Genomic DNA, 17,501 nt, shown 5'->3' with positions numbered 1-17,501 from the left:
AAAACGACATGACGTCCCTCACTTCCGCCGACGCGCTGACGCTGTACGGCGAAACCTTCGCAAGCCGCGTGCTGCTCGGCACGTCGCGCTATCCGTCGCTGCAGTCGCTGTCCGACTCGATCGCCGCGTCGCGCCCCGGGATGGTGACGGTCGCGCTGCGCCGCCAGATGACCGGGGGCACCGCCGAGGCCGGTTTCTTCGACCTGCTCAAGCGTCACGCGGTGCCGTTGCTGCCGAACACGGCCGGCTGCCAGACCGTCGCCGAGGCGGTGACGACCGCGCACATGGCGCGCGAGGTGTTCGACACCGACTGGATCAAGCTCGAGCTGATCGGCGACGACTATACGCTGCAGCCCGACCCGGTCGGGCTGATCGAGGCGGCCGCGCAACTGGTCAAGGACGGCTTCAAGGTGCTGCCTTACTGCACCGAGGATCTCGTGATCGGCCGGCGCCTGCTCGACGTCGGTTGCGAGGCGCTGATGCCGTGGGGCGCGCCGATCGGCACCGGCAAGGGCGTCGTGAACCCGTACGGGCTGCGCGTGTTGCGCGAGCGGCTGCCGGACGTGCCGCTGATCGTCGACGCGGGGCTCGGGGTGCCGTCGCACGCGTGCCAGGTGATGGAGTGGGGTTTCGACGGCGTGCTGCTGAACACGGCCGTGTCGCAGGCCACGCACCCGGAGATCATGGCGCGCGCGTTCGCGCAGGGCGTCGAGGCCGGCCGTGCGGCCTACCTCGCCGGGCCGATGGATGCGCGCGAGACCGCGCATGCGAGCACGCCGGTCGTCGGGATGCCGTTCTGGCACCAGGACGGAGGCGGCGCATGAGCGCGCGCTTCGCCGATGCCTTCTGGCCGCCAGCCGACGAGCTGGCCGAAGCGGCAGAGCGGATTCGCGCGCGCCTCGGCGACTGGCCGGCCGGCACGACGCCGTGGCGGCTCTGCGTCGTGGCGCCCGACGTGCCGGCCGACGGCGACGTGCTGATCGTGTCGGCCGGCGACCGTGCCGCGCAGGCGCGCGCGTCGGCCGCATCGCGCCCCGCATCGCCGGATGCGGTCGCGATCGAATTCGACGAGCGCGGCGCCGTGCTGCATGCCGCGGGCGTGCGCCACGCGCTGGAAGCCGCGCATCCGCTCGCCGACGACTGGATCGCGGCGCTCGCCGCGTTCCTCGACTGCGGTTTCGCGCCGATCGACGCGCTGGTGCTCGCGCTGGCGTGGCGGGACGGCGACGAAACCCGCGATGCCGATGCGTGGCCGGTCGACGCCGCACGGTTTCCGCGTGTCGCCGGCCTGGCCGCCGCACCGGAGCCGGCATTCCCGCCGTGCCCCGCGCAACTGGGCCTGTATCCGGTCGTCCCGGATGCCGAATGGGTCGAGCGCGTGCTGGATTGCGGCGCGCGGACCGTGCAGCTGCGCGTGAAAGGCGCGGAGCCGGACGCATTGCGCCGGGAAATCGCGCGCGCGGTCGCGGCCGGGCGCCGCTATCCCGATGCGCGCGTGTTCATCAACGATCACTGGCAGATCGCAGTAGAAGAGGGTGCGTACGGCGTACATCTGGGCCAGGAGGATCTGGAAACGGCCGATCTGGCCGCGATCGCGCGCGCCGGCCTGCGGCTCGGGCTGTCGAGCCACGGTTATTACGAGATGTTGCGGGCCTTGCACGAGCGCCCGAGCTATCTGGCGCTCGGTCCCGTCTACGCGACCGCGACCAAGGCAGTCGCGGCGCCGCCGCAGGGCCTGGCGAGGATTGCCCGCTATGCGCGCTTCGCGGGGGCGCGGGCGCCGCTCGTCGCGATCGGCGGCGTGGGGCTCGACGCGTTGCCGGACGTGCTGACGACGGGCGTCGGCAGCGTCGCGGTCGTCAGTGCGGTAACGGGCGCGATCGATTATCGGGCGGCCGTTGCTGCATTGCAGCAATGCTTTGCCCGACAATTTGACAATCATTGACCGCAGGGCCCGGAACGGCGTCACGACATCATTCCAATGCAGGCCCTATAATTCGGCGTTCTGCGTAAAAGGACTGTCAGCTCCGTGAGCCCCACTCCTACCGAGACCCTGCTGGAACTTCGCGACGTCGACTTTGGCTACGGCGACCGCCTCGTCCTGTCGAACCTGAACATGCGCTTCGGGCGCGGCCAGGTCGTCGCCGTCATGGGCGGGTCGGGTTGCGGCAAGACGACCGTGCTGCGCCTGATCGGCGGGCTGGTGCGCGCACGCCGCGGCCAGGTGCTGTTCGACGGCGCCGACGTCGGCGCGCAGACGCGCGACGGCCTGTACGCGCTGCGCCGCAAGATGGGCATGCTGTTCCAGTTCGGCGCGCTGTTTACCGACATGTCCGTGTTCGAGAACGTCGCGTTCGCGCTGCGCGAACACACCGACCTGCCCGACGACCTGATCCGCGATCTGGTGCTGATGAAGCTCAATGCGGTCGGCCTGCGCGGCGCGCGAGACCTGATGCCGTCCGAGGTGTCGGGCGGGATGGCGCGCCGCATCGCGCTCGCGCGCGCGATCGCGCTCGACCCGCAGCTCATCATGTACGACGAACCGTTCGCGGGCCTCGATCCGATCTCGCTCGGCATCACCGCGAACCTGATCCGCACGCTGAACGAGGCGCTCGGCGCGACGTCGATCCTCGTCACGCACGACGTGCCGGAATCGTTCGCGATCGCCGACTACGTGTATTTTCTGGCCAACGGCGGCGTGCTCGCGCAGGGTACGCCCGACGAGCTGCGCGCATCGACCGACCCGAGCGTGCGCCAGTTCATCGACGGCGCGCCGGACGGCCCGTTCAAATTTCATTACACGAGCCCGCCGCTGGCAGCGGATTTCGGGCTCGGCGGAGGGCGCGCATGATCAGCGCGATCGGACGTTACGTCATCGGCGGCCTCGAGCGCGCGGGCTACGGCACGCGGCTGTTCGTGCGCCTCGTGCTGGAATTCTTCCCGCTGTTGCGCCGGCCGCGGCTGGTCACGAAGCAGATCCACTTCCTCGGCAACTATTCGTTCGTGATCATCGCCGTGTCGGGCCTGTTCGTCGGCTTCGTGCTCGGCCTGCAGGGCTACTACACGCTGAATCGCTACGGTTCCGAGCAGGCGCTCGGCCTGCTGGTCGCGCTGTCGCTCGTGCGCGAGCTCGGCCCGGTCGTGACCGCGCTGCTGTTCGCGGGCCGCGCGGGCACGTCGCTGACGGCCGAGATCGGCCTGATGAAGGCCGGCGAGCAGCTCACCGCGCTCGAGATGATGGCCGTCGACCCGGTCAAGACGGTGATCGCGCCGCGCCTGTGGGCCGGCATCATCGCGATGCCGCTGCTCGCCGCGATCTTCAACGCGGTCGGCGTGCTCGGCGGCTATTTCGTCGGGGTCGTGCTGATCGGCGTCGATCCGGGCGCGTTCTGGTCGCAGATGCAGGGCGGGGTCCAGGTATGGGCCGACGTCGGCAACGGCGTGATCAAGAGCATCGTGTTCGGGTTCGCCGTGACCTTCATTGCACTGTTTCAAGGGTATGAAGCGAAGCCCACGCCCGAGGGCGTGTCGCGCGCGACAACCAAGACGGTCGTGTTCGCGTCGCTCGCCGTACTCGGCCTCGATTTCCTGCTGACCGCGCTGATGTTCAGCTAAGCCTCAGCCAAGCCAAATTTTGGGATGACGATGAAAAAGACTGCTCTCGACTTCTGGGTCGGCCTGTTCGTGGTGGTGGGCTTCCTTGCGGTGCTGTTCCTGGCGCTCAAGGTCGGCAACATGAGCTCGCTGTCGTTTCAGCCGACCTACTCGGTGCGGATGAAATTCGACAACATCGGCGGGCTGAAGCCGCGCGCGGCCGTGAAAAGCGCGGGCGTCGTGGTCGGCCGCGTGAAGGCGATCGGCTTCGATCCCAACACCTATCAGGCGCTGGTGACGATCGATATCGACGGCCAGTATCCGTTCCCGAAGGATTCGTCCGCGAAGATCCTGACGTCGGGCCTGCTCGGCGAGCAGTACATCGGCCTCGATCCGGGCGGCGACACCGAAATGCTGAAGGCGGGCGATACGATCACGATGACGCAGTCGGCGATCGTGCTCGAGAACCTGATCGGCCAGTTCCTGTACAGCAAGGCAGCCGACGCGGGTGGCGCGAAGCCGGCATCCGGCGCCTCGGCCGCACCGGCGGCGCCCGCACCGGTCGCGGTGCCGGCCTCCGCGGTGTCCGGTTCGGCCGCCCAATAACCACACGAGAGAAAGACCAGAGGGTAATGACCATGCAGACGATCCGCATCAGGCACGCCGCGCTCGCGGTGGCGGCAGTCGCCGCGTTGAGCGGTTGCGCGACCGTGCAGACGCCGACCAAGGGCGATCCGCTCGAAGGCTTCAACCGGTCGATGTACAAGTTCAACGACACGGTCGACACGTACGCGCTGAAACCGGTCGCGAAGGGCTACCAGTACGTGGTGCCGCAGCCGGTGCGCGACAGCGTGACGAACTTCTTCTCGAACATCGGCGACGTCTACATCGCGGCGAACAACATCGTGCAGCTGCGGATCGCGGACGGCGTCGGCGACATCATGCGCGTCGTGATCAACACGGTGTTCGGCGTCGGCGGCCTGTTCGACGTCGCGACGATCGCGAAACTGCCGAAGCACACGGCCGACTTCGGGATCACGATGGGTCGCTACGGCATGCCGTCGGGTCCGTATCTCGTGCTGCCGCTGCTCGGCCCGAGCACGCTGCGCGACACGGCCGGCCTCGGCGTCGACTACGTCGGCAACCCGCTCACCTACGTGAAGCCGGACGGCCTGAGCTGGGGCCTGTTCGGCGTGAACCTCGTCAACACGCGTGCGAACCTGCTCGGCGCGGGCGACGTGCTGGATGCCGCGGCGCTCGACAAGTATTCGTTCGTGCGCAACGCGTACCTGCAACGCCGCCAGATGCTGATCGACAACGCGCGCGGCGAGGCCTCGACGACCTCGAGCAACGATGCGCTGCCGAAGTACGACCTGCCGGACGACGGCGCGGCACCGGCGGCAGCCGGTGCGGCCGGGACGGCGGGCGCCGCGGCAGTCGGTGGCGCGACGGCGCCGGCCGGCGCATCGGGCGCGGCCGTTGCCGCACCGGCGTCGGGTGCCGCCCAGGCGCCGAACCCGGCCAGCGCGACGACCGTGCCGCCGATGCAGGTGGCGCCGCCGTCGCCGGGCGGATTCCGCTTCCCGAGCATCCGGCTGCACTGACGCGCTTACATTCGTTACAGCCGGAAACGATTCAGTCGGTAGCGCACGCGAACCTTCGCGTAATCTACCGGCTCCAACCTTCGCATCGACTCTTCATGCAGGTCTCCATGATGAAAAAACTGTTCCTGATTCCCGTTTTCGCGGCGCTGTTCTCGTTCGGCAGCGCAGCTCACGCGCAAGTCGACCAGTCGAACCCGCAGGCGCTGATCAAGACGGCGACGCAGCAGGTGCTCGACGAGGTCAAGCAGCAGACGATCAAGCAGGGCGACACCAACCGCATCATTACGATCGTCAACAAGGACATCCTGCCGTACACCGATTTCCGCCGCACCACGCAGCTCGCGATGGGCCGCAACTGGCGCACGGCGTCGGCCGAGCAGCAGCAACAGGTTCAGGAGCAGTTCAAGCTGCTGCTGATCCGCACGTATTCGGGCGCGCTTGCGCAGCTGAAGCCGGACCAGCAGATCCAGTACCCGCCGTTCCGTGCCGATCCGGCCGACACCGACGTCGTCGTGAAGACGGTCGCGATGAACAACGGCCAGCCGGTCCAGATCGATTACCGCCTGTACAAGACGGCCAACGGCTGGAAGGTGTATGACCTGAACGTGCTGGGCGCATGGCTGATCCAGACGTACCAGCAGCAGTTCAACGAGAAGATCCAGCAAAGCGGCGTGGACGGCCTGATCAAGTTCCTGACGCAGCGCAACCAGGAACTTGCCGCCGGCAAGCAGGCGTCGTGAGCGGCTTCGCGGCCGGCTCCTCGCTGACCGTCGCGAGCGCGAAGTCCGCGCTCGCGGACGGTCTCGCGCGCATCGACGCGGGCGAAACCGCCGTCGACTGCGCGGCGCTGACGCAGTTCGACTCGTCCGCGCTCGCCGTGCTGCTCGCATGGCAACGTGCCGCCAAAGCGCGCGGCGCGACCCTCGACATCCTCAATCTCCCCTCGAAGCTCGCCAGCCTCGCGCGCGCCTACGGCGTCGACGCGCTCATCGACGGCACCGGGCGACATTGACCCTGTCCGACCGAAGCCTGCCGCGCCAGCCGGCGCGCGCACGCTTCAGGCCGCGCGCCTTAGGCGCCGGCTCCACCAGCCGGTTTGCCCTATAATCAAGCGTTTTGCGGGGCAGCCAATCGGCGTCCGGCCCCCATTTTCTTTCGCAGCAAGCACAGAATAGGCGTCGCGGCCCCTGCGCCGCGCACAGTCATGTCAGCCATAGAAATCCGTCACGTCAAGAAGCGCTACAAATCGCTTCAGGCGCTCAAGGGCGTCAGCCTGTCGGTCGAGGAGGGCGAGTTTTTCGGTCTGCTCGGCCCGAACGGCGCAGGCAAGACCACGCTCATCAGTATCCTCGCCGGGCTCGCCCGGGCCGATGAAGGCAGTATCTCGGTGCGCGGCCACGACGTCGTCAAGGACTTCCGCGGTGCGCGCCGCGCGCTCGGCGTCGTGCCGCAGGAACTCGTGTTCGACCCGTTCTTCACCGTCCGCGAGACGCTGCGGATCCAGTCCGGCTATTTCGGGCTGCGCCGCAACGACGACTGGATCGACGAAGTGATGGCCAATCTCGACCTCACCGAGAAGGCCGACGCGAACATGCGCGCGCTGTCGGGCGGGATGAAGCGCCGCGTGCTGGTCGCGCAGGCGCTCGTGCACCGGCCGCCCGTGATCGTGCTCGACGAGCCGACGGCCGGCGTCGACGTCGAGCTGCGCCAGACGCTGTGGAAATTCATCTCGCGGCTGAACCGCGAAGGCCACACGATCGTCCTGACCACGCATTACCTCGAGGAAGCCGAGTCGCTGTGCGACCGCATCGCGATGCTGCGTCGCGGGGAAGTCGTCGCGCTCGACCGCACCGACGCGCTGCTGCGCCGCTTCGCGGGGTTGCAGCTGTACCTGCGGCTGGCAACGGGCGCGCTGCCCGCCGAGCTGCGCGGGCTGGAGACCGATCCGGCCGCACGCGCGCCGGGCGAGCATTTGCTGCGTCTGACGAGCTACGACGATGTCGAACGGATTCTCGCGCAGTGTCGCGCGGCGGGCTGCACGTTCGACGAGATCGAGGTCCGCAAGGCCGACCTCGAGGATGTGTTCGTCCAGGTGATGAACGGGGCAGAAGTCGTCGAGGGATTGGCATGAGCGGTTTTCAAACGCTGTTCTACAAGGAACTCCTGCGTTTCTGGAAGGTGTCGTTCCAGACGGTGTGCGCACCGATCGTGACGGCGCTGCTGTACCTGACGATCTTCGGCCACGCGCTGTCGGGCCGCGTCGAGGTGTATCCGGGCGTCGAGTACGTGAGCTTCCTGGTCCCCGGCCTCGTGATGATGAGCGTGCTGCAGAACGCATTCGCGAACAGCTCGTCGTCGCTGATCCAGTCGAAGATCACCGGCAACCTCGTGTTCGTGCTGCTGCCGCCGCTGTCCTATCGGGACATGTTCGGCGCGTACGTGCTCGCATCCGTCGTGCGCGGGCTCGCGGTCGGCGCGGGCGTGTTCGTCGTGACGATCTGGTTTGTCCCGATGCATTTCGCGGCGCCGCTGTTCATCATCGCGTTCGCGCTGCTCGGCTCGGCGATCCTCGGCACGCTCGGGCTGATCGCCGGGATCTGGGCCGAGAAGTTCGACCAGCTCGCCGCGTTCCAGAACTTCCTGATCATGCCGCTGACGTTCCTGTCCGGCGTGTTCTATTCGACGCACTCGCTGCCGCCCGTGTGGCGCGAGATCTCGCGTCTCAACCCGTTTTTCTACATGATCGACGGCTTCCGTTTCGGGTTCTTCGGCGCGTCCGACATCAACCCGCTCGCGAGCCTCGCGATCGTCACCGGTTTCTTCGTGCTGCTCGCGATGTTCGCGATGCGGCTGCTCGCGACCGGCTACAAACTGCGTCATTGATATCGACGGCGGCGGCCGCCACGGGCGGCGCGCGCCGACAGGAGCCCCTCATGTTGCCGACTCCCGAACAGGTCAAGCAATACATCGCCGGCGGTCTCGCCTGCACTCATCTGGAAGTCGAAGGCGACGGCCAGCATTTCTTCGCGACGATCGTGTCGACGGCCTTCGAAGGCAAGCGGCCGATCCAGCGGCACCAGCTCGTCTATGCGGCGCTCGGCGATCGCATGAAGCAGGAAATTCACGCGCTTAGCATGAAGACGCTGACGCCCGCCGAATGGCAGAACGCATAAACCGGAACCACTGAGTGCAAGTCACCGTCAACGAGCGCGACGCCGTCCAGAGCGTCGCCACGGCACACCCGGCCGCCAACGGGGAATCGCAGGGACATGGGATGGACAAGCTGGTGATCGAAGGCGGTCGCCGGTTGTCGGGCGAGATCGTCGTGTCGGGTGCGAAGAACGCCGCGCTGCCGATCCTGTGCGCGGGGCTGCTCAGCGCCGAGCCGGTCGAACTCGACAACGTGCCGAACCTGAAGGACGTGCGCACCACGCTGAAGGTGCTGAACCAGATGGGCGTGAAGAGCGCAACGGACGGCTGCCGCGTGCAGCTCGACGCATCGCGCGTCGACAACCTCGTCGCGCCGTACGAGCTCGTCAAGACGATGCGCGCGTCGATCCTCGTGCTCGGGCCGCTGCTCGCGCGCTTCGGCGAGGCCAAGGTGTCGCTGCCGGGCGGCTGCGCGATCGGCGCGCGGCCGGTCGACCAGCACATCAAGGGCCTGCAGGCGATGGGCGCCGAGATCAGCATCGAGCACGGCTTCATCGAGGCACGCGCGAAGCGCCTGAAGGGCGCGCGCATCGTGACCGACATGATCACGGTGACGGGGACGGAAAACCTGCTGATGGCCGCGACGCTGGCCGACGGCGAGACGGTGATCGAGAACGCGGCACGCGAGCCGGAAGTGAGCGATCTCGCACACTTGCTGGTCGCGATGGGCGCGAAAATCGACGGCATCGGCACCGACCGCCTCGTGATCCAGGGCGTCGAGCGGCTGCACGGCGCACGCCATTCGGTGATTCCCGACCGCATCGAGGCCGGCACGTTCCTGTGCGCGGTCGCGGCGGCGGGCGGCGACGTGATGCTGACGGGCGTGCGCCCGCACATCCTCGACGCGGTGATCGACAAGCTGCGCGAGGCCGGCGTGTCGATCGAGGAAGGCGACAGCTGGCTGCGCGTGAAGATGGACCGCCGCCCGCAGGCGGTGACGATCCGCACGTCGGAATACCCGGCGTTCCCGACTGACATGCAGGCGCAGTTCATGGCCCTCAATTCGGTCGCGACGGGCACCGCGCAGGTCGTCGAGACCATCTTCGAGAACCGCTTCATGCACGTGCAGGAGCTGAACCGGCTCGGCGCGAACATCACGATCGACGGCAACACGGCGCTCGTGACGGGCGTCGACAAGCTGTCCGGCGCGAACGTGATGGCAACCGACCTGCGCGCGTCGGCGAGCCTCGTGATCGCCGGGCTGCGCGCCGAAGGCGAAACGCTCGTCGACCGCATCTACCACCTGGACCGCGGTTACGACCGCATGGAAACCAAACTGACCGCCGTCGGCGCGAACGTGCGCCGCCTCTCCGGGAGCCAAGCATGACCGCGCCGCTGACCCTCGCCCTGTCGAAGGGCCGGATTTTCGAGGAAACCCTGCCGCTGCTGGCGGCCGCCGGCGTGCAGGTGGCCGAGGATCCGGAAACGTCGCGCAAGCTGATCCTGCCGACGACCGATCCGAACCTGCGCGTGATCATCGTGCGCGCGAGCGACGTGCCGACCTATGTCGAATACGGCGCGGCCGACTTCGGCGTGGCCGGCAAGGACGTGCTGGTCGAGCACGGCGGCTCGGGCCTCTACCAGCCGATCGATCTGAACATTGCACGCTGCCGGATGTCGGTGGCCGTGCCGGCCGGTTTCGACTACGCGAACGCGGTGCGCCAGGGCGCGCGCCTGCGGGTCGCGACCAAGTACGTCGAAACGGCACGCGAACACTTCGCCGCGAAGGGCGTGCACGTCGACCTGATCAAGCTGTACGGCTCGATGGAGCTGGCGCCGCTCGTCGGGCTGGCCGACGCGATCGTCGACCTCGTCAGCTCGGGCGGCACGCTGAAGGCGAACAATCTGGTCGAGGTCGAGGAGATCATGGCGATCTCGTCGCGCCTCGTCGTGAACCAGGCTGCGCTGAAGTTGAAGCGCGCGGCGCTCAAGCCGATTCTCGACGCGTTCGAACGCGCGTCGCAGAATGGCAATTGAGCGCATCACCGTAACGGAACTTCCATGGCCATCACCATCCGCAAACTCGATTCGACCAGCGACGGCTTCGACGCCGCGCTGCGTGCGGTGCTCGCGTTCGAGGCGAGCGAGGACGAAGCGATCGAGCAGTCGGTCGCGCAGATTCTCGCCGACGTTAAGTCGCGCGGCGACGCCGCGGTGCTCGAGTACACGAACCGCTTCGACCGGCTGGACGCCAGCAGCGTCGCCGCGCTCGAACTGCCGCAGGACGCGCTGCAGACGGCGCTCGACGGCCTCGCGCCGAAGGCGCGCGCGGCGCTGGAAGCCGCCGCCGCACGCGTGCGGGCGTATCACGAGAAACAGAAGATCGAGTGCGGCACCCATAGCTGGCAGTACACGGAAAGCGACGGCACGGTGCTCGGCCAGAAGGTCACGCCGCTCGACCGCGTCGGCCTGTACGTGCCGGGCGGCAAGGCCGCCTATCCGTCGTCGGTGCTGATGAACGCGATTCCCGCGCGGGTCGCGGGCGTCGGCGAGATCGTGATGGTCGTGCCGACTCCGGACGGCGTGAAGAACGACCTCGTGCTCGCCGCGGCGCTGCTCGGCGGCGTCGATCGCGTGTTCACGATCGGCGGTGCGCAGGCGGTCGGCGCGCTCGCGTACGGCACGGCCACGGTGCCGGCGGTCGACAAGATCTGCGGGCCGGGCAACGCGTACGTCGCGTCGGCCAAGCGCCGCGTGTTCGGCACGGTCGGCATCGACATGATCGCCGGACCGTCGGAAATCCTCGTGCTGTGCGACGGCACGACCGATCCGAGCTGGGTCGCGATGGACCTGTTCTCGCAGGCCGAACACGACGAACTCGCGCAGTCGATCCTGCTGTGCCCGGACGCCGCGTTCCTCGAGCGCGTCGAGAAGGCGATCGACGAGCTGCTGCCGACGATGCCGCGCCAGGACGTGATCCGCGCGTCGCTCGAAGGCCGCGGCGCGCTGATCAAGGTGCGCGACATGGCCGAAGCGTGCCGGATCGCGAACGACATCGCGCCCGAGCACCTCGAGATTTCCGCGCTGGAGCCGCAGCAATGGGGCCAGCAGATCCGCCACGCCGGCGCGATCTTCCTCGGCCGCTACACGAGCGAAAGCCTTGGCGACTACTGCGCCGGCCCGAACCACGTGCTGCCGACCTCGCGCACCGCGCGCTTTTCGTCGCCGCTCGGCGTGTACGACTTCATCAAGCGCTCGAGCCTGATCGAAGTCAGCGCCGAAGGTGCGCAGACGCTGGGCGAGATTGCTTCCGAACTCGCATACGGCGAAGGGCTGCAGGCGCACGCGCGCAGTGCCGAGCTCCGGATGAAGGGGTGACCCGCGCGCCGGAGCCGATGCCGACGCATCGACTCCGGACGACCAGGAGACCAAGCGCAGGGCGGCAGCCGCCGCCCTGCCGACCAATTTGACGCCGGCGCGACGCACGCCGGCTTGAGACCATGACGACGCCACAAGACATCATCCGCCGCGACGTGCTCGCAATGACGAGCTACCCGGTGCCCGACGCGAGCGGGTTCGTGAAGCTGGATGCGATGGAGAACCCGTATTCGCTGCCGGCGCCGCTCGCGGCGGCGCTCGGCGAGCGCCTCGCGCAGGTCGCGCTGAACCGCTACCCGGCGCCGCGCCCGGGCGCGCTGCTCGACAAGCTGCGCCGTGCGATGGGCGTGCCGGCCGCGTGCGACGTGCTGCTCGGCAACGGTTCGGACGAAATCATCAGCATGATGTCGGTGGCCTGCGCGAAGCCGGGCGCGAAGGTGCTCGCGCCGGTGCCGGGCTTCGTGATGTACGAGCTGTCCGCGAAGTTCGCGCAGCTCGAATTCGTCGGCGTGCCGCTCAAGGCCGACCTGACGCTCGACGCCGACGCAATGATTGCGGCGATCGCCGAGCACCGGCCCGCGATCGTCTATCTCGCGTACCCGAACAACCCGACCGGCACGCTGTACGACGAAGCCGACGTCGAGCGGATCATCGCGGCCGCGCGGCACAGCCTGATCGTGATCGACGAGGCGTACCAGCCGTTCGCGGAGCGCTCGTGGCTGCCGCGTGCCGCCGAGTTCGACAACGTCGTCGTGATGCGCACGGTCTCGAAGCTCGGCCTCGCGGGAATCCGCCTCGGCTATCTCGCCGGGCTGCCGACGTGGCTGACCGAGTTCGACAAGGTGCGCCCGCCGTACAACATCAACGTGCTGACCCAGGCGACCGCCGATTTCCTGCTCGATCACCTCGACGTGCTCGACGCGCAGGCGGCCGAATTGCGTGCGGAACGCACGCGCCTCGCGCAGGCCGTGGCCGCGCTGCCGGGCGCGACGGTGTTCCCGAGCGCCGGCAATTTCCTGCTGGTGCGCGTGCCGGACGCGGCGGCCGTGTTCGATGCGTTGCTCACCGAGCGGGTGCTGGTCAAAAACGTGAGTAAAATGCATCCGTTGCTGGCCGAATGCGTGCGGCTGACCGTCGGTTCTCCCGACGAAAACGCGCGCCTGCTGGCTGCCTTGAAACTCGCGCTGCCCGGTTGACCCCAGGGCGCGGCGGCGCGCGACGATCAATCCCCATTTACATCAGACTCATTCAAGGAATTGCCATGCGTGTGGCGGAAGTCGTTCGCAATACCAGCGAAACGCAGATCCGTGTGAAGCTCGATCTCGACGGTACGGGCCGGCAGAAGCTGGCCACCGGCGTGCCGTTTCTCGACCATATGCTCGATCAGATCGCGCGACATGGTCTGATCGATCTCGAGGTCGAAGCGCATGGCGATACGCATATCGACGACCACCATACGGTCGAGGACGTCGGCATCACGCTCGGTCAGGCCGTCGCGAAGGCGATCGGCGACAAGAAGGGGATCCGCCGCTACGGCCATTCGTACGTGCCGCTCGACGAGGCGCTGTCGCGCGTCGTGATCGACTTCTCGGGCCGGCCGGGTCTCGAATTCCACGTGCCGTTCACGCGCGCGCGGATCGGCACGTTCGACGTCGACCTGTCGATCGAATTCTTCCGCGGGTTCGTGAACCACGCGGGCGTCACGCTGCACATCGACAACCTGCGCGGGATCAACGCGCACCACCAGCTCGAAACGGTGTTCAAGGCCTTCGGCCGGGCGCTGCGTGCGGCGGTGGAGCTCGACGAGCGCGCGGCGGGGCAGATTCCGTCGACGAAGGGCAGCCTCTAACTTTCGAACGGACAGGACGCCACGGATAACCTCACGGCTTCGGCGCGGCGCGCCGGCTTGCGATGGATCTGCTCAAATCGTTCATTTCCCTGCTCGCGCTGATCAATCCGGTCGGCGCGGTGCCGTTCTTCCTGAGCCTGACGGCGCAGCAGACGGACGACGAGCGGCGCCGCACGATCCGGATCGCGTCGGTGTCGGTGTTCTGCGTGATGACGGTGACGACGCTGCTCGGGCAGCAGATCATCGACTTCTTCGGCATATCGGTCGGCTCGCTCGAAGTGGGCGGCGGGATCATCATGCTGCTGATGGCGATCAGCATGCTGAACGCTCAGGCCGGCAACACCCGCTCGACGCCGGAGGAGCGCCACGAAGCCGAGCAGAAGGACAACATCGCGGTCGTGCCGCTGGCGATTCCGCTGCTGACGGGCCCCGGCTCGATCAGCACGGTGATCATCTATGCGGCGAACTCGCATCACTGGTATGAGCGAGCCGGGCTCGTCGCGATCGGCGCGGCGCTGGCTCTGCTGTGTTTCTTCGCGATGCGGCTTGCCGAGCCGATCGCGAACTGGATCGGCCGCACCGGCATCAACATCGCCACGCGGCTGATGGGTTTGATGCTGTCGGCGCTGGCGGTGGAATTCATCGTCAATGGACTGAGGGCGCTACTGCCTGCACTGAGATGAAAACTTCGATTGCGATTGTGGATTATGGGATGGGCAACCTGCGCTCGGTCGCGCAGGCGCTCAAGAAGGCCGAACCGGCCGCCGACGTGGCGATCGTCGACACGCCGGCCGCGATTCGCGCGGCCGACCGCGTCGTGCTGCCCGGCCAGGGCGCGATGCCCGACTGCATGCGCTGCCTCGGCGAATCGGGGCTGCAGGAAGCGGTGATCGAGGCGTCGCGCACGAAGCCGCTGCTCGGCGTGTGCGTCGGCGAGCAGATGCTGTTCGACTGGAGCGCGGAAGGCGACACGAAGTGCCTGGGCCTGCTGCCCGGCAAGGTCGTGCGCTTCGAGCTCGACGGCCGGCTGCAGGACGACGGCTCGCGCTTCAAGGTGCCGCAGATGGGCTGGAACCGCGTGCGCCAGTCGCAGCCGCACCCGCTGTGGGACGGCGTGCCCGACGACGCGTATTTCTACTTCGTTCACAGCTATTACGTGAGCCCGGACAACCCGGCGCACACGGTCGGCGAAACGGCCTACGGCGCGCCGTTTACGTCAGCGGTCGCGCGGGACAATCTCTTCGCGACCCAATTCCACCCCGAGAAAAGCGCGGAAGTCGGGTTGCGTCTGTATCGCAACTTCGTACACTGGAAGCCGTGAACGTGGTGCGCGAGCCACAGTTGACAGGGCGCAAACGCCTGTCGTGCGGGGCTCGCACGCTTAAGCACCGAAAGAGTTGTACTAAACTAGCGAGACGGCGCGGCACCGGTTTGGCCGGTGCGCGCCGGATTCTTTTCATTTTCCACGACGACACCCGATTGCTATGTTGCTGATTCCGGCCATCGATCTCAAAGACGGTCAGTGTGTGCGCCTCAAACAGGGCGATATGGACCAGGCCACGATTTTCTCCGAGGACCCGGCGGCGATGGCCCGCAAGTGGGTCGATCTCGGCGCCCGGCGGCTGCATCTGGTCGACCTGAACGGCGCATTCGCCGGCAAGCCGAAGAATCTCGAGGCGATCGAAGCGATCCTCGACGAAGTCGGCGACGAAATCCCCGTTCAGCTTGGCGGCGGCATCCGCAGCCTCGAGACGATCGAGAAGTATCTCGACGCGGGCCTGTCCTACGTGATCATCGGCACCGCGGCCGTGAAGGATCCGGGCTTCCTGCAGGACGCGTGCACCGCGTTCGCGGGCAACATCATCGTCGGCCTGGACGCGAAGGACGGCAAGGTCGCGACCGACGGCTGGAGCAAGCTGACGGGCCATGAGGTGATCGATCTCGCGCAGAAGTTCGAGGACTACGGCGTCGAGTCGATCGTCTACACGGACATCGGCCGCGACGGGATGCTGCAGGGCATCAACATCGAGGCGACCGTGAAGCTCGCGCAGGCGGTCGGCATTCCGGTGATCGCCAGCGGCGGCCTGTCGAACCTCACGGACATCGAGAACCTGTGCGAAGTGGAAGAGCACGGTGTCGAAGGCGTGATCTGCGGCCGTGCGATCTACTCCGGCGATCTCGATTTCGCGGCCGCGCAAAAGCGCGCGGACGAACTGAACGGCGAACTCGACAACGCGTAACCGCGGTGTCCCGTTCGCCGGGGCTGCCCGCAGGCGGCCCCGACCGGAAGCCTCGCGCGAGGCTTCCGTAACCGGCCGTTCCACCGCGGCCTATGGCGTACATCATGGCTCTAGCTAAACGCATCATCCCCTGCCTGGACGTGACTGCCGGGCGTGTCGTCAAGGGCGTCAACTTCGTCGAGCTGCGCGATGCCGGCGACCCCGTCGAAATCGCCCGCCGCTACGACGACCAGGGCGCCGACGAACTGACGTTCCTCGACATCACCGCGACCTCCGACCAGCGCGACCTGATCCTGCCGATCATCGAAGCCGTTGCGTCGCAGGTGTTCATTCCGCTGACCGTCGGCGGCGGCGTGCGCGCCGTCGAGGACGTGCGGCGCCTGTTGAACGCCGGCGCGGACAAGGTCAGCATGAATTCGTCGGCGGTCGCGAACCCGCAGCTCGTGCGCGACGCGGCCGACAAGTACGGCTCGCAGTGCATCGTCGTCGCGATCGACGCGAAGCGCGTGTCGGCCGACGGCGAGGCGCCGCGCTGGGAAGTCTTCACGCACGGCGGCCGCAAGGGCACGGGCCTGGATGCGATCGAATGGGCGCGCAAGATGGCCGAACTCGGCGCGGGCGAGATCCTGCTCACGAGCATGGACCGCGACGGCACGAAGTCGGGCTTCGACCTCGCGCTCACGCGCGGCGTGTCGGACGCGGTGCCGGTGCCGGTGATCGCATCGGGCGGTGTCGGCTGCCTGCAGGATCTCGCGGACGGCATCAAGGACGGCCGCGCGGACGCGGTGCTGGCCGCCAGCATCTTCCACTACGGCGAGCACACGGTCGGCGAGGCGAAGCGCTTCATGGCCGAGCAGGGCATCGCGGTGAGGCTGTGATGAATACGGAAACGAAATCCCTGCCCGCGTGGCTCGACAAGGTCCGCTGGGACGACAACGGCCTCGTGCCGGTGATCGCGCAGGAAGCGTCGACGAACGACGTGCTGATGTTCGCGTGGATGAACCGCGAGGCACTGGCAAAGACGATCGAGACGCAGCGCGCGGTCTACTATTCGCGCTCGCGCAAGCGCCTGTGGTTCAAGGGCGAGGAGTCGGGCCACGTGCAGCACGTGCACGAGGTGCGGCTCGATTGCGACGAGGACGTCGTGCTGCTGAAGGTCGAGCAGGTGTCGGGCATCGCCTGCCACACCGGCCGGCATTCGTGCTTCTTCCAGAAATTCGAAGGTACGGTGGACAGCGGCGACTGGGTCGCGGTCGATCCGGTGCTGAAAGACCCCGAACACATCTACAAATGACGCAATCGACCGAAGACACGCTGCTGCGCCTCGCGGCCGTGATCGATAGCCGCAAGGGCGGCGACCCCGAACAATCGTACGTATCGCGCCTGTTCCACAAGGGCGACGACGCGGTGCTGAAGAAGATCGGCGAAGAGGCGACCGAAGTCGTGCTGGCCGCGAAGGACGTGCGCCAGGGCGGCGCGCCGACGGCGCTGGTCGGCGAGGTGGCCGATTTGTGGTTCCACTGCCTCGTGATGCTGTCGCATTTCGACCTGAGCCCGGCCGACGTGATCGCCGAACTCGAGCGCCGCGAAGGGTTGTCGGGCATCGAGGAAAAGGCGCTGCGCAAGCGCCGCGAGCGCGAGGAAAACGGCGGTTGACGGCTCGCGGCCTGCCGCGCCGGCGACAGT

At 67.5% G+C, this 17,501-nt stretch carries 22 protein-coding genes; all 22 read left to right on the top strand.

All coding sequences use genetic code 11. The features are described from left to right. The first annotated feature begins 8 nt into the window (after nucleotides 1–8). Nucleotides 9–824: a thiazole synthase gene (locus U4Z31_RS14835; RefSeq protein ID WP_039322226.1), complete on the top strand. Its 816-nt coding sequence runs from the start codon at nucleotides 9–11 to the stop codon at nucleotides 822–824. Next, nucleotides 821–1,945, top strand: a complete 1,125-nt coding sequence (thiE, locus tag U4Z31_RS14830) for a thiamine phosphate synthase (protein ID WP_321810703.1) — start codon at nucleotides 821–823, stop codon at nucleotides 1,943–1,945. The genes U4Z31_RS14835 and thiE overlap by 4 nt, the downstream gene beginning before the upstream one ends. 84 nt (nucleotides 1,946–2,029) lie before the next feature. Then, on the top strand, nucleotides 2,030–2,851 hold the full coding sequence (locus U4Z31_RS14825; protein WP_044845966.1) for an ABC transporter ATP-binding protein: 822 nt from the start codon (nucleotides 2,030–2,032) through the stop codon (nucleotides 2,849–2,851). Beyond that, nucleotides 2,848–3,615: a lipid asymmetry maintenance ABC transporter permease subunit MlaE gene (gene mlaE, locus U4Z31_RS14820; protein ID WP_006762098.1), complete on the top strand. Its 768-nt coding sequence runs from the start codon at nucleotides 2,848–2,850 to the stop codon at nucleotides 3,613–3,615. Before U4Z31_RS14825 ends, mlaE begins: the two co-directional genes overlap by 4 nt. A 24-nt stretch (nucleotides 3,616–3,639) precedes the next feature. Continuing rightward, nucleotides 3,640–4,200: an outer membrane lipid asymmetry maintenance protein MlaD gene (mlaD, locus tag U4Z31_RS14815; protein WP_044845964.1), complete on the top strand. Its 561-nt coding sequence runs from the start codon at nucleotides 3,640–3,642 to the stop codon at nucleotides 4,198–4,200. Nucleotides 4,201–4,232: 32 nt separating this feature from the next. Then, complete coding sequence (locus U4Z31_RS14810; protein ID WP_044845963.1) at nucleotides 4,233–5,198, top strand: VacJ family lipoprotein; 966 nt, start codon at nucleotides 4,233–4,235, stop codon at nucleotides 5,196–5,198. Nucleotides 5,199–5,308: 110 nt separating this feature from the next. Next, a complete protein-coding gene (locus tag U4Z31_RS14805) occupies nucleotides 5,309–5,938 on the top strand; it encodes a phospholipid-binding protein MlaC (protein ID WP_044846000.1) in 630 nt (209 codons plus the stop codon). Further along, a complete protein-coding gene (locus tag U4Z31_RS14800; protein ID WP_044845962.1) occupies nucleotides 5,935–6,210 on the top strand; it encodes a lipid asymmetry maintenance protein MlaB in 276 nt (91 codons plus the stop codon). The genes U4Z31_RS14805 and U4Z31_RS14800 overlap by 4 nt, the downstream gene beginning before the upstream one ends. Nucleotides 6,211–6,402: 192 nt before the next feature. After that, on the top strand, nucleotides 6,403–7,329 hold the full coding sequence (locus U4Z31_RS14795; protein WP_321807771.1) for an ABC transporter ATP-binding protein: 927 nt from the start codon (nucleotides 6,403–6,405) through the stop codon (nucleotides 7,327–7,329). Beyond that, nucleotides 7,326–8,081 carry an ABC transporter permease gene (locus tag U4Z31_RS14790; protein ID WP_257775423.1) on the top strand — a complete coding sequence of 252 codons (756 nt, stop codon included), beginning with the start codon at nucleotides 7,326–7,328 and terminating at the stop codon, nucleotides 8,079–8,081. The genes U4Z31_RS14795 and U4Z31_RS14790 overlap by 4 nt, the downstream gene beginning before the upstream one ends. 50 nt (nucleotides 8,082–8,131) lie before the next feature. Beyond that, on the top strand, nucleotides 8,132–8,371 hold the full coding sequence (locus tag U4Z31_RS14785; protein WP_059460389.1) for a BolA family protein: 240 nt from the start codon (nucleotides 8,132–8,134) through the stop codon (nucleotides 8,369–8,371). 14 nt (nucleotides 8,372–8,385) lie between these two features. After that, nucleotides 8,386–9,735, top strand: a complete 1,350-nt coding sequence (murA, locus tag U4Z31_RS14780) for a UDP-N-acetylglucosamine 1-carboxyvinyltransferase (protein WP_044845959.1) — start codon at nucleotides 8,386–8,388, stop codon at nucleotides 9,733–9,735. Continuing rightward, a complete protein-coding gene (gene hisG / locus U4Z31_RS14775; protein ID WP_006751807.1) occupies nucleotides 9,732–10,385 on the top strand; it encodes an ATP phosphoribosyltransferase in 654 nt (217 codons plus the stop codon). Before murA ends, hisG begins: the two co-directional genes overlap by 4 nt. Nucleotides 10,386–10,409: 24 nt before the next feature. Then, complete coding sequence (hisD, locus tag U4Z31_RS14770; protein WP_044845958.1) at nucleotides 10,410–11,726, top strand: histidinol dehydrogenase; 1,317 nt, start codon at nucleotides 10,410–10,412, stop codon at nucleotides 11,724–11,726. Between the two features lie 122 nt (nucleotides 11,727–11,848). Next, the gene (hisC, locus tag U4Z31_RS14765; protein ID WP_044845957.1) at nucleotides 11,849–12,922 is read left to right on the top strand and encodes a histidinol-phosphate transaminase; all 1,074 of its coding nucleotides are present in this window, start codon (nucleotides 11,849–11,851) and stop codon (nucleotides 12,920–12,922) included. Nucleotides 12,923–12,987: 65 nt separating this feature from the next. Next, complete coding sequence (hisB, locus tag U4Z31_RS14760) at nucleotides 12,988–13,575, top strand: imidazoleglycerol-phosphate dehydratase HisB (RefSeq protein ID WP_006751804.1); 588 nt, start codon at nucleotides 12,988–12,990, stop codon at nucleotides 13,573–13,575. Between the two features lie 62 nt (nucleotides 13,576–13,637). Then, nucleotides 13,638–14,258 carry a YchE family NAAT transporter gene (locus U4Z31_RS14755; protein ID WP_044845956.1) on the top strand — a complete coding sequence of 207 codons (621 nt, stop codon included), beginning with the start codon at nucleotides 13,638–13,640 and terminating at the stop codon, nucleotides 14,256–14,258. Further along, the gene (gene hisH / locus U4Z31_RS14750; protein ID WP_321810702.1) at nucleotides 14,255–14,896 is read left to right on the top strand and encodes an imidazole glycerol phosphate synthase subunit HisH; all 642 of its coding nucleotides are present in this window, start codon (nucleotides 14,255–14,257) and stop codon (nucleotides 14,894–14,896) included. Before U4Z31_RS14755 ends, hisH begins: the two co-directional genes overlap by 4 nt. A gap of 163 nt (nucleotides 14,897–15,059) precedes the next feature. Continuing rightward, a complete protein-coding gene (gene hisA / locus U4Z31_RS14745) occupies nucleotides 15,060–15,815 on the top strand; it encodes a 1-(5-phosphoribosyl)-5-[(5-phosphoribosylamino)methylideneamino]imidazole-4-carboxamide isomerase (protein ID WP_034183653.1) in 756 nt (251 codons plus the stop codon). A 104-nt stretch (nucleotides 15,816–15,919) separates the two neighbouring features. Continuing rightward, on the top strand, nucleotides 15,920–16,693 hold the full coding sequence (hisF, locus tag U4Z31_RS14740) for an imidazole glycerol phosphate synthase subunit HisF (RefSeq protein ID WP_044845999.1): 774 nt from the start codon (nucleotides 15,920–15,922) through the stop codon (nucleotides 16,691–16,693). After that, entirely contained in the window at nucleotides 16,693–17,109 is a 417-nt protein-coding gene (gene hisI, locus U4Z31_RS14735) for a phosphoribosyl-AMP cyclohydrolase (RefSeq protein WP_044845954.1), read from the top strand. The genes hisF and hisI overlap by 1 nt, the downstream gene beginning before the upstream one ends. Next, the gene (locus U4Z31_RS14730) at nucleotides 17,106–17,471 is read left to right on the top strand and encodes a phosphoribosyl-ATP diphosphatase (protein WP_044845953.1); all 366 of its coding nucleotides are present in this window, start codon (nucleotides 17,106–17,108) and stop codon (nucleotides 17,469–17,471) included. The genes hisI and U4Z31_RS14730 overlap by 4 nt, the downstream gene beginning before the upstream one ends. Nucleotides 17,472–17,501 lie beyond the last annotated feature (30 nt).

It is taken from the genome of Burkholderia sp. BCC1985 (genome assembly GCF_905339915.1).
GTDB lineage: Bacteria > Pseudomonadota > Gammaproteobacteria > Burkholderiales > Burkholderiaceae > Burkholderia.
Note: the sequence above shows the minus strand (reverse complement) of the source record. Positions and strands in the feature narration are given on the sequence as shown.

Bases quoted from the DNA above. Each gene is read 5' to 3' on its own strand.
- U4Z31_RS14835 (WP_039322226.1), top strand. From the start codon at position 9: ATGACGTCCCTCACTTCCGCCGACGCGCTGACGCTGTACGGCGAAACC.
- thiE (WP_321810703.1), top strand. From the start codon at position 821: ATGAGCGCGCGCTTCGCCGATGCCTTCTGGCCGCCAGCCGACGAGCTG.
- mlaE (WP_006762098.1), top strand. From the start codon at position 2,848: ATGATCAGCGCGATCGGACGTTACGTCATCGGCGGCCTCGAGCGCGCG.
- mlaD (WP_044845964.1), top strand. From the start codon at position 3,640: ATGACGATGAAAAAGACTGCTCTCGACTTCTGGGTCGGCCTGTTCGTG.
- U4Z31_RS14810 (WP_044845963.1), top strand. From the start codon at position 4,233: ATGCAGACGATCCGCATCAGGCACGCCGCGCTCGCGGTGGCGGCAGTC.
- U4Z31_RS14805 (WP_044846000.1), top strand. From the start codon at position 5,309: ATGAAAAAACTGTTCCTGATTCCCGTTTTCGCGGCGCTGTTCTCGTTC.
- U4Z31_RS14795 (WP_321807771.1), top strand. From the start codon at position 6,403: ATGTCAGCCATAGAAATCCGTCACGTCAAGAAGCGCTACAAATCGCTT.
- U4Z31_RS14790 (WP_257775423.1), top strand. From the start codon at position 7,326: ATGAGCGGTTTTCAAACGCTGTTCTACAAGGAACTCCTGCGTTTCTGG.
- U4Z31_RS14785 (WP_059460389.1), top strand. From the start codon at position 8,132: ATGTTGCCGACTCCCGAACAGGTCAAGCAATACATCGCCGGCGGTCTC.
- hisG (WP_006751807.1), top strand. From the start codon at position 9,732: ATGACCGCGCCGCTGACCCTCGCCCTGTCGAAGGGCCGGATTTTCGAG.
- hisD (WP_044845958.1), top strand. From the start codon at position 10,410: ATGGCCATCACCATCCGCAAACTCGATTCGACCAGCGACGGCTTCGAC.
- hisC (WP_044845957.1), top strand. From the start codon at position 11,849: ATGACGACGCCACAAGACATCATCCGCCGCGACGTGCTCGCAATGACG.
- hisB (WP_006751804.1), top strand. From the start codon at position 12,988: ATGCGTGTGGCGGAAGTCGTTCGCAATACCAGCGAAACGCAGATCCGT.
- U4Z31_RS14755 (WP_044845956.1), top strand. From the start codon at position 13,638: ATGGATCTGCTCAAATCGTTCATTTCCCTGCTCGCGCTGATCAATCCG.
- hisH (WP_321810702.1), top strand. From the start codon at position 14,255: ATGAAAACTTCGATTGCGATTGTGGATTATGGGATGGGCAACCTGCGC.
- hisA (WP_034183653.1), top strand. From the start codon at position 15,060: ATGTTGCTGATTCCGGCCATCGATCTCAAAGACGGTCAGTGTGTGCGC.
- hisF (WP_044845999.1), top strand. From the start codon at position 15,920: ATGGCTCTAGCTAAACGCATCATCCCCTGCCTGGACGTGACTGCCGGG.
- hisI (WP_044845954.1), top strand. From the start codon at position 16,693: ATGAATACGGAAACGAAATCCCTGCCCGCGTGGCTCGACAAGGTCCGC.
- U4Z31_RS14730 (WP_044845953.1), top strand. From the start codon at position 17,106: ATGACGCAATCGACCGAAGACACGCTGCTGCGCCTCGCGGCCGTGATC.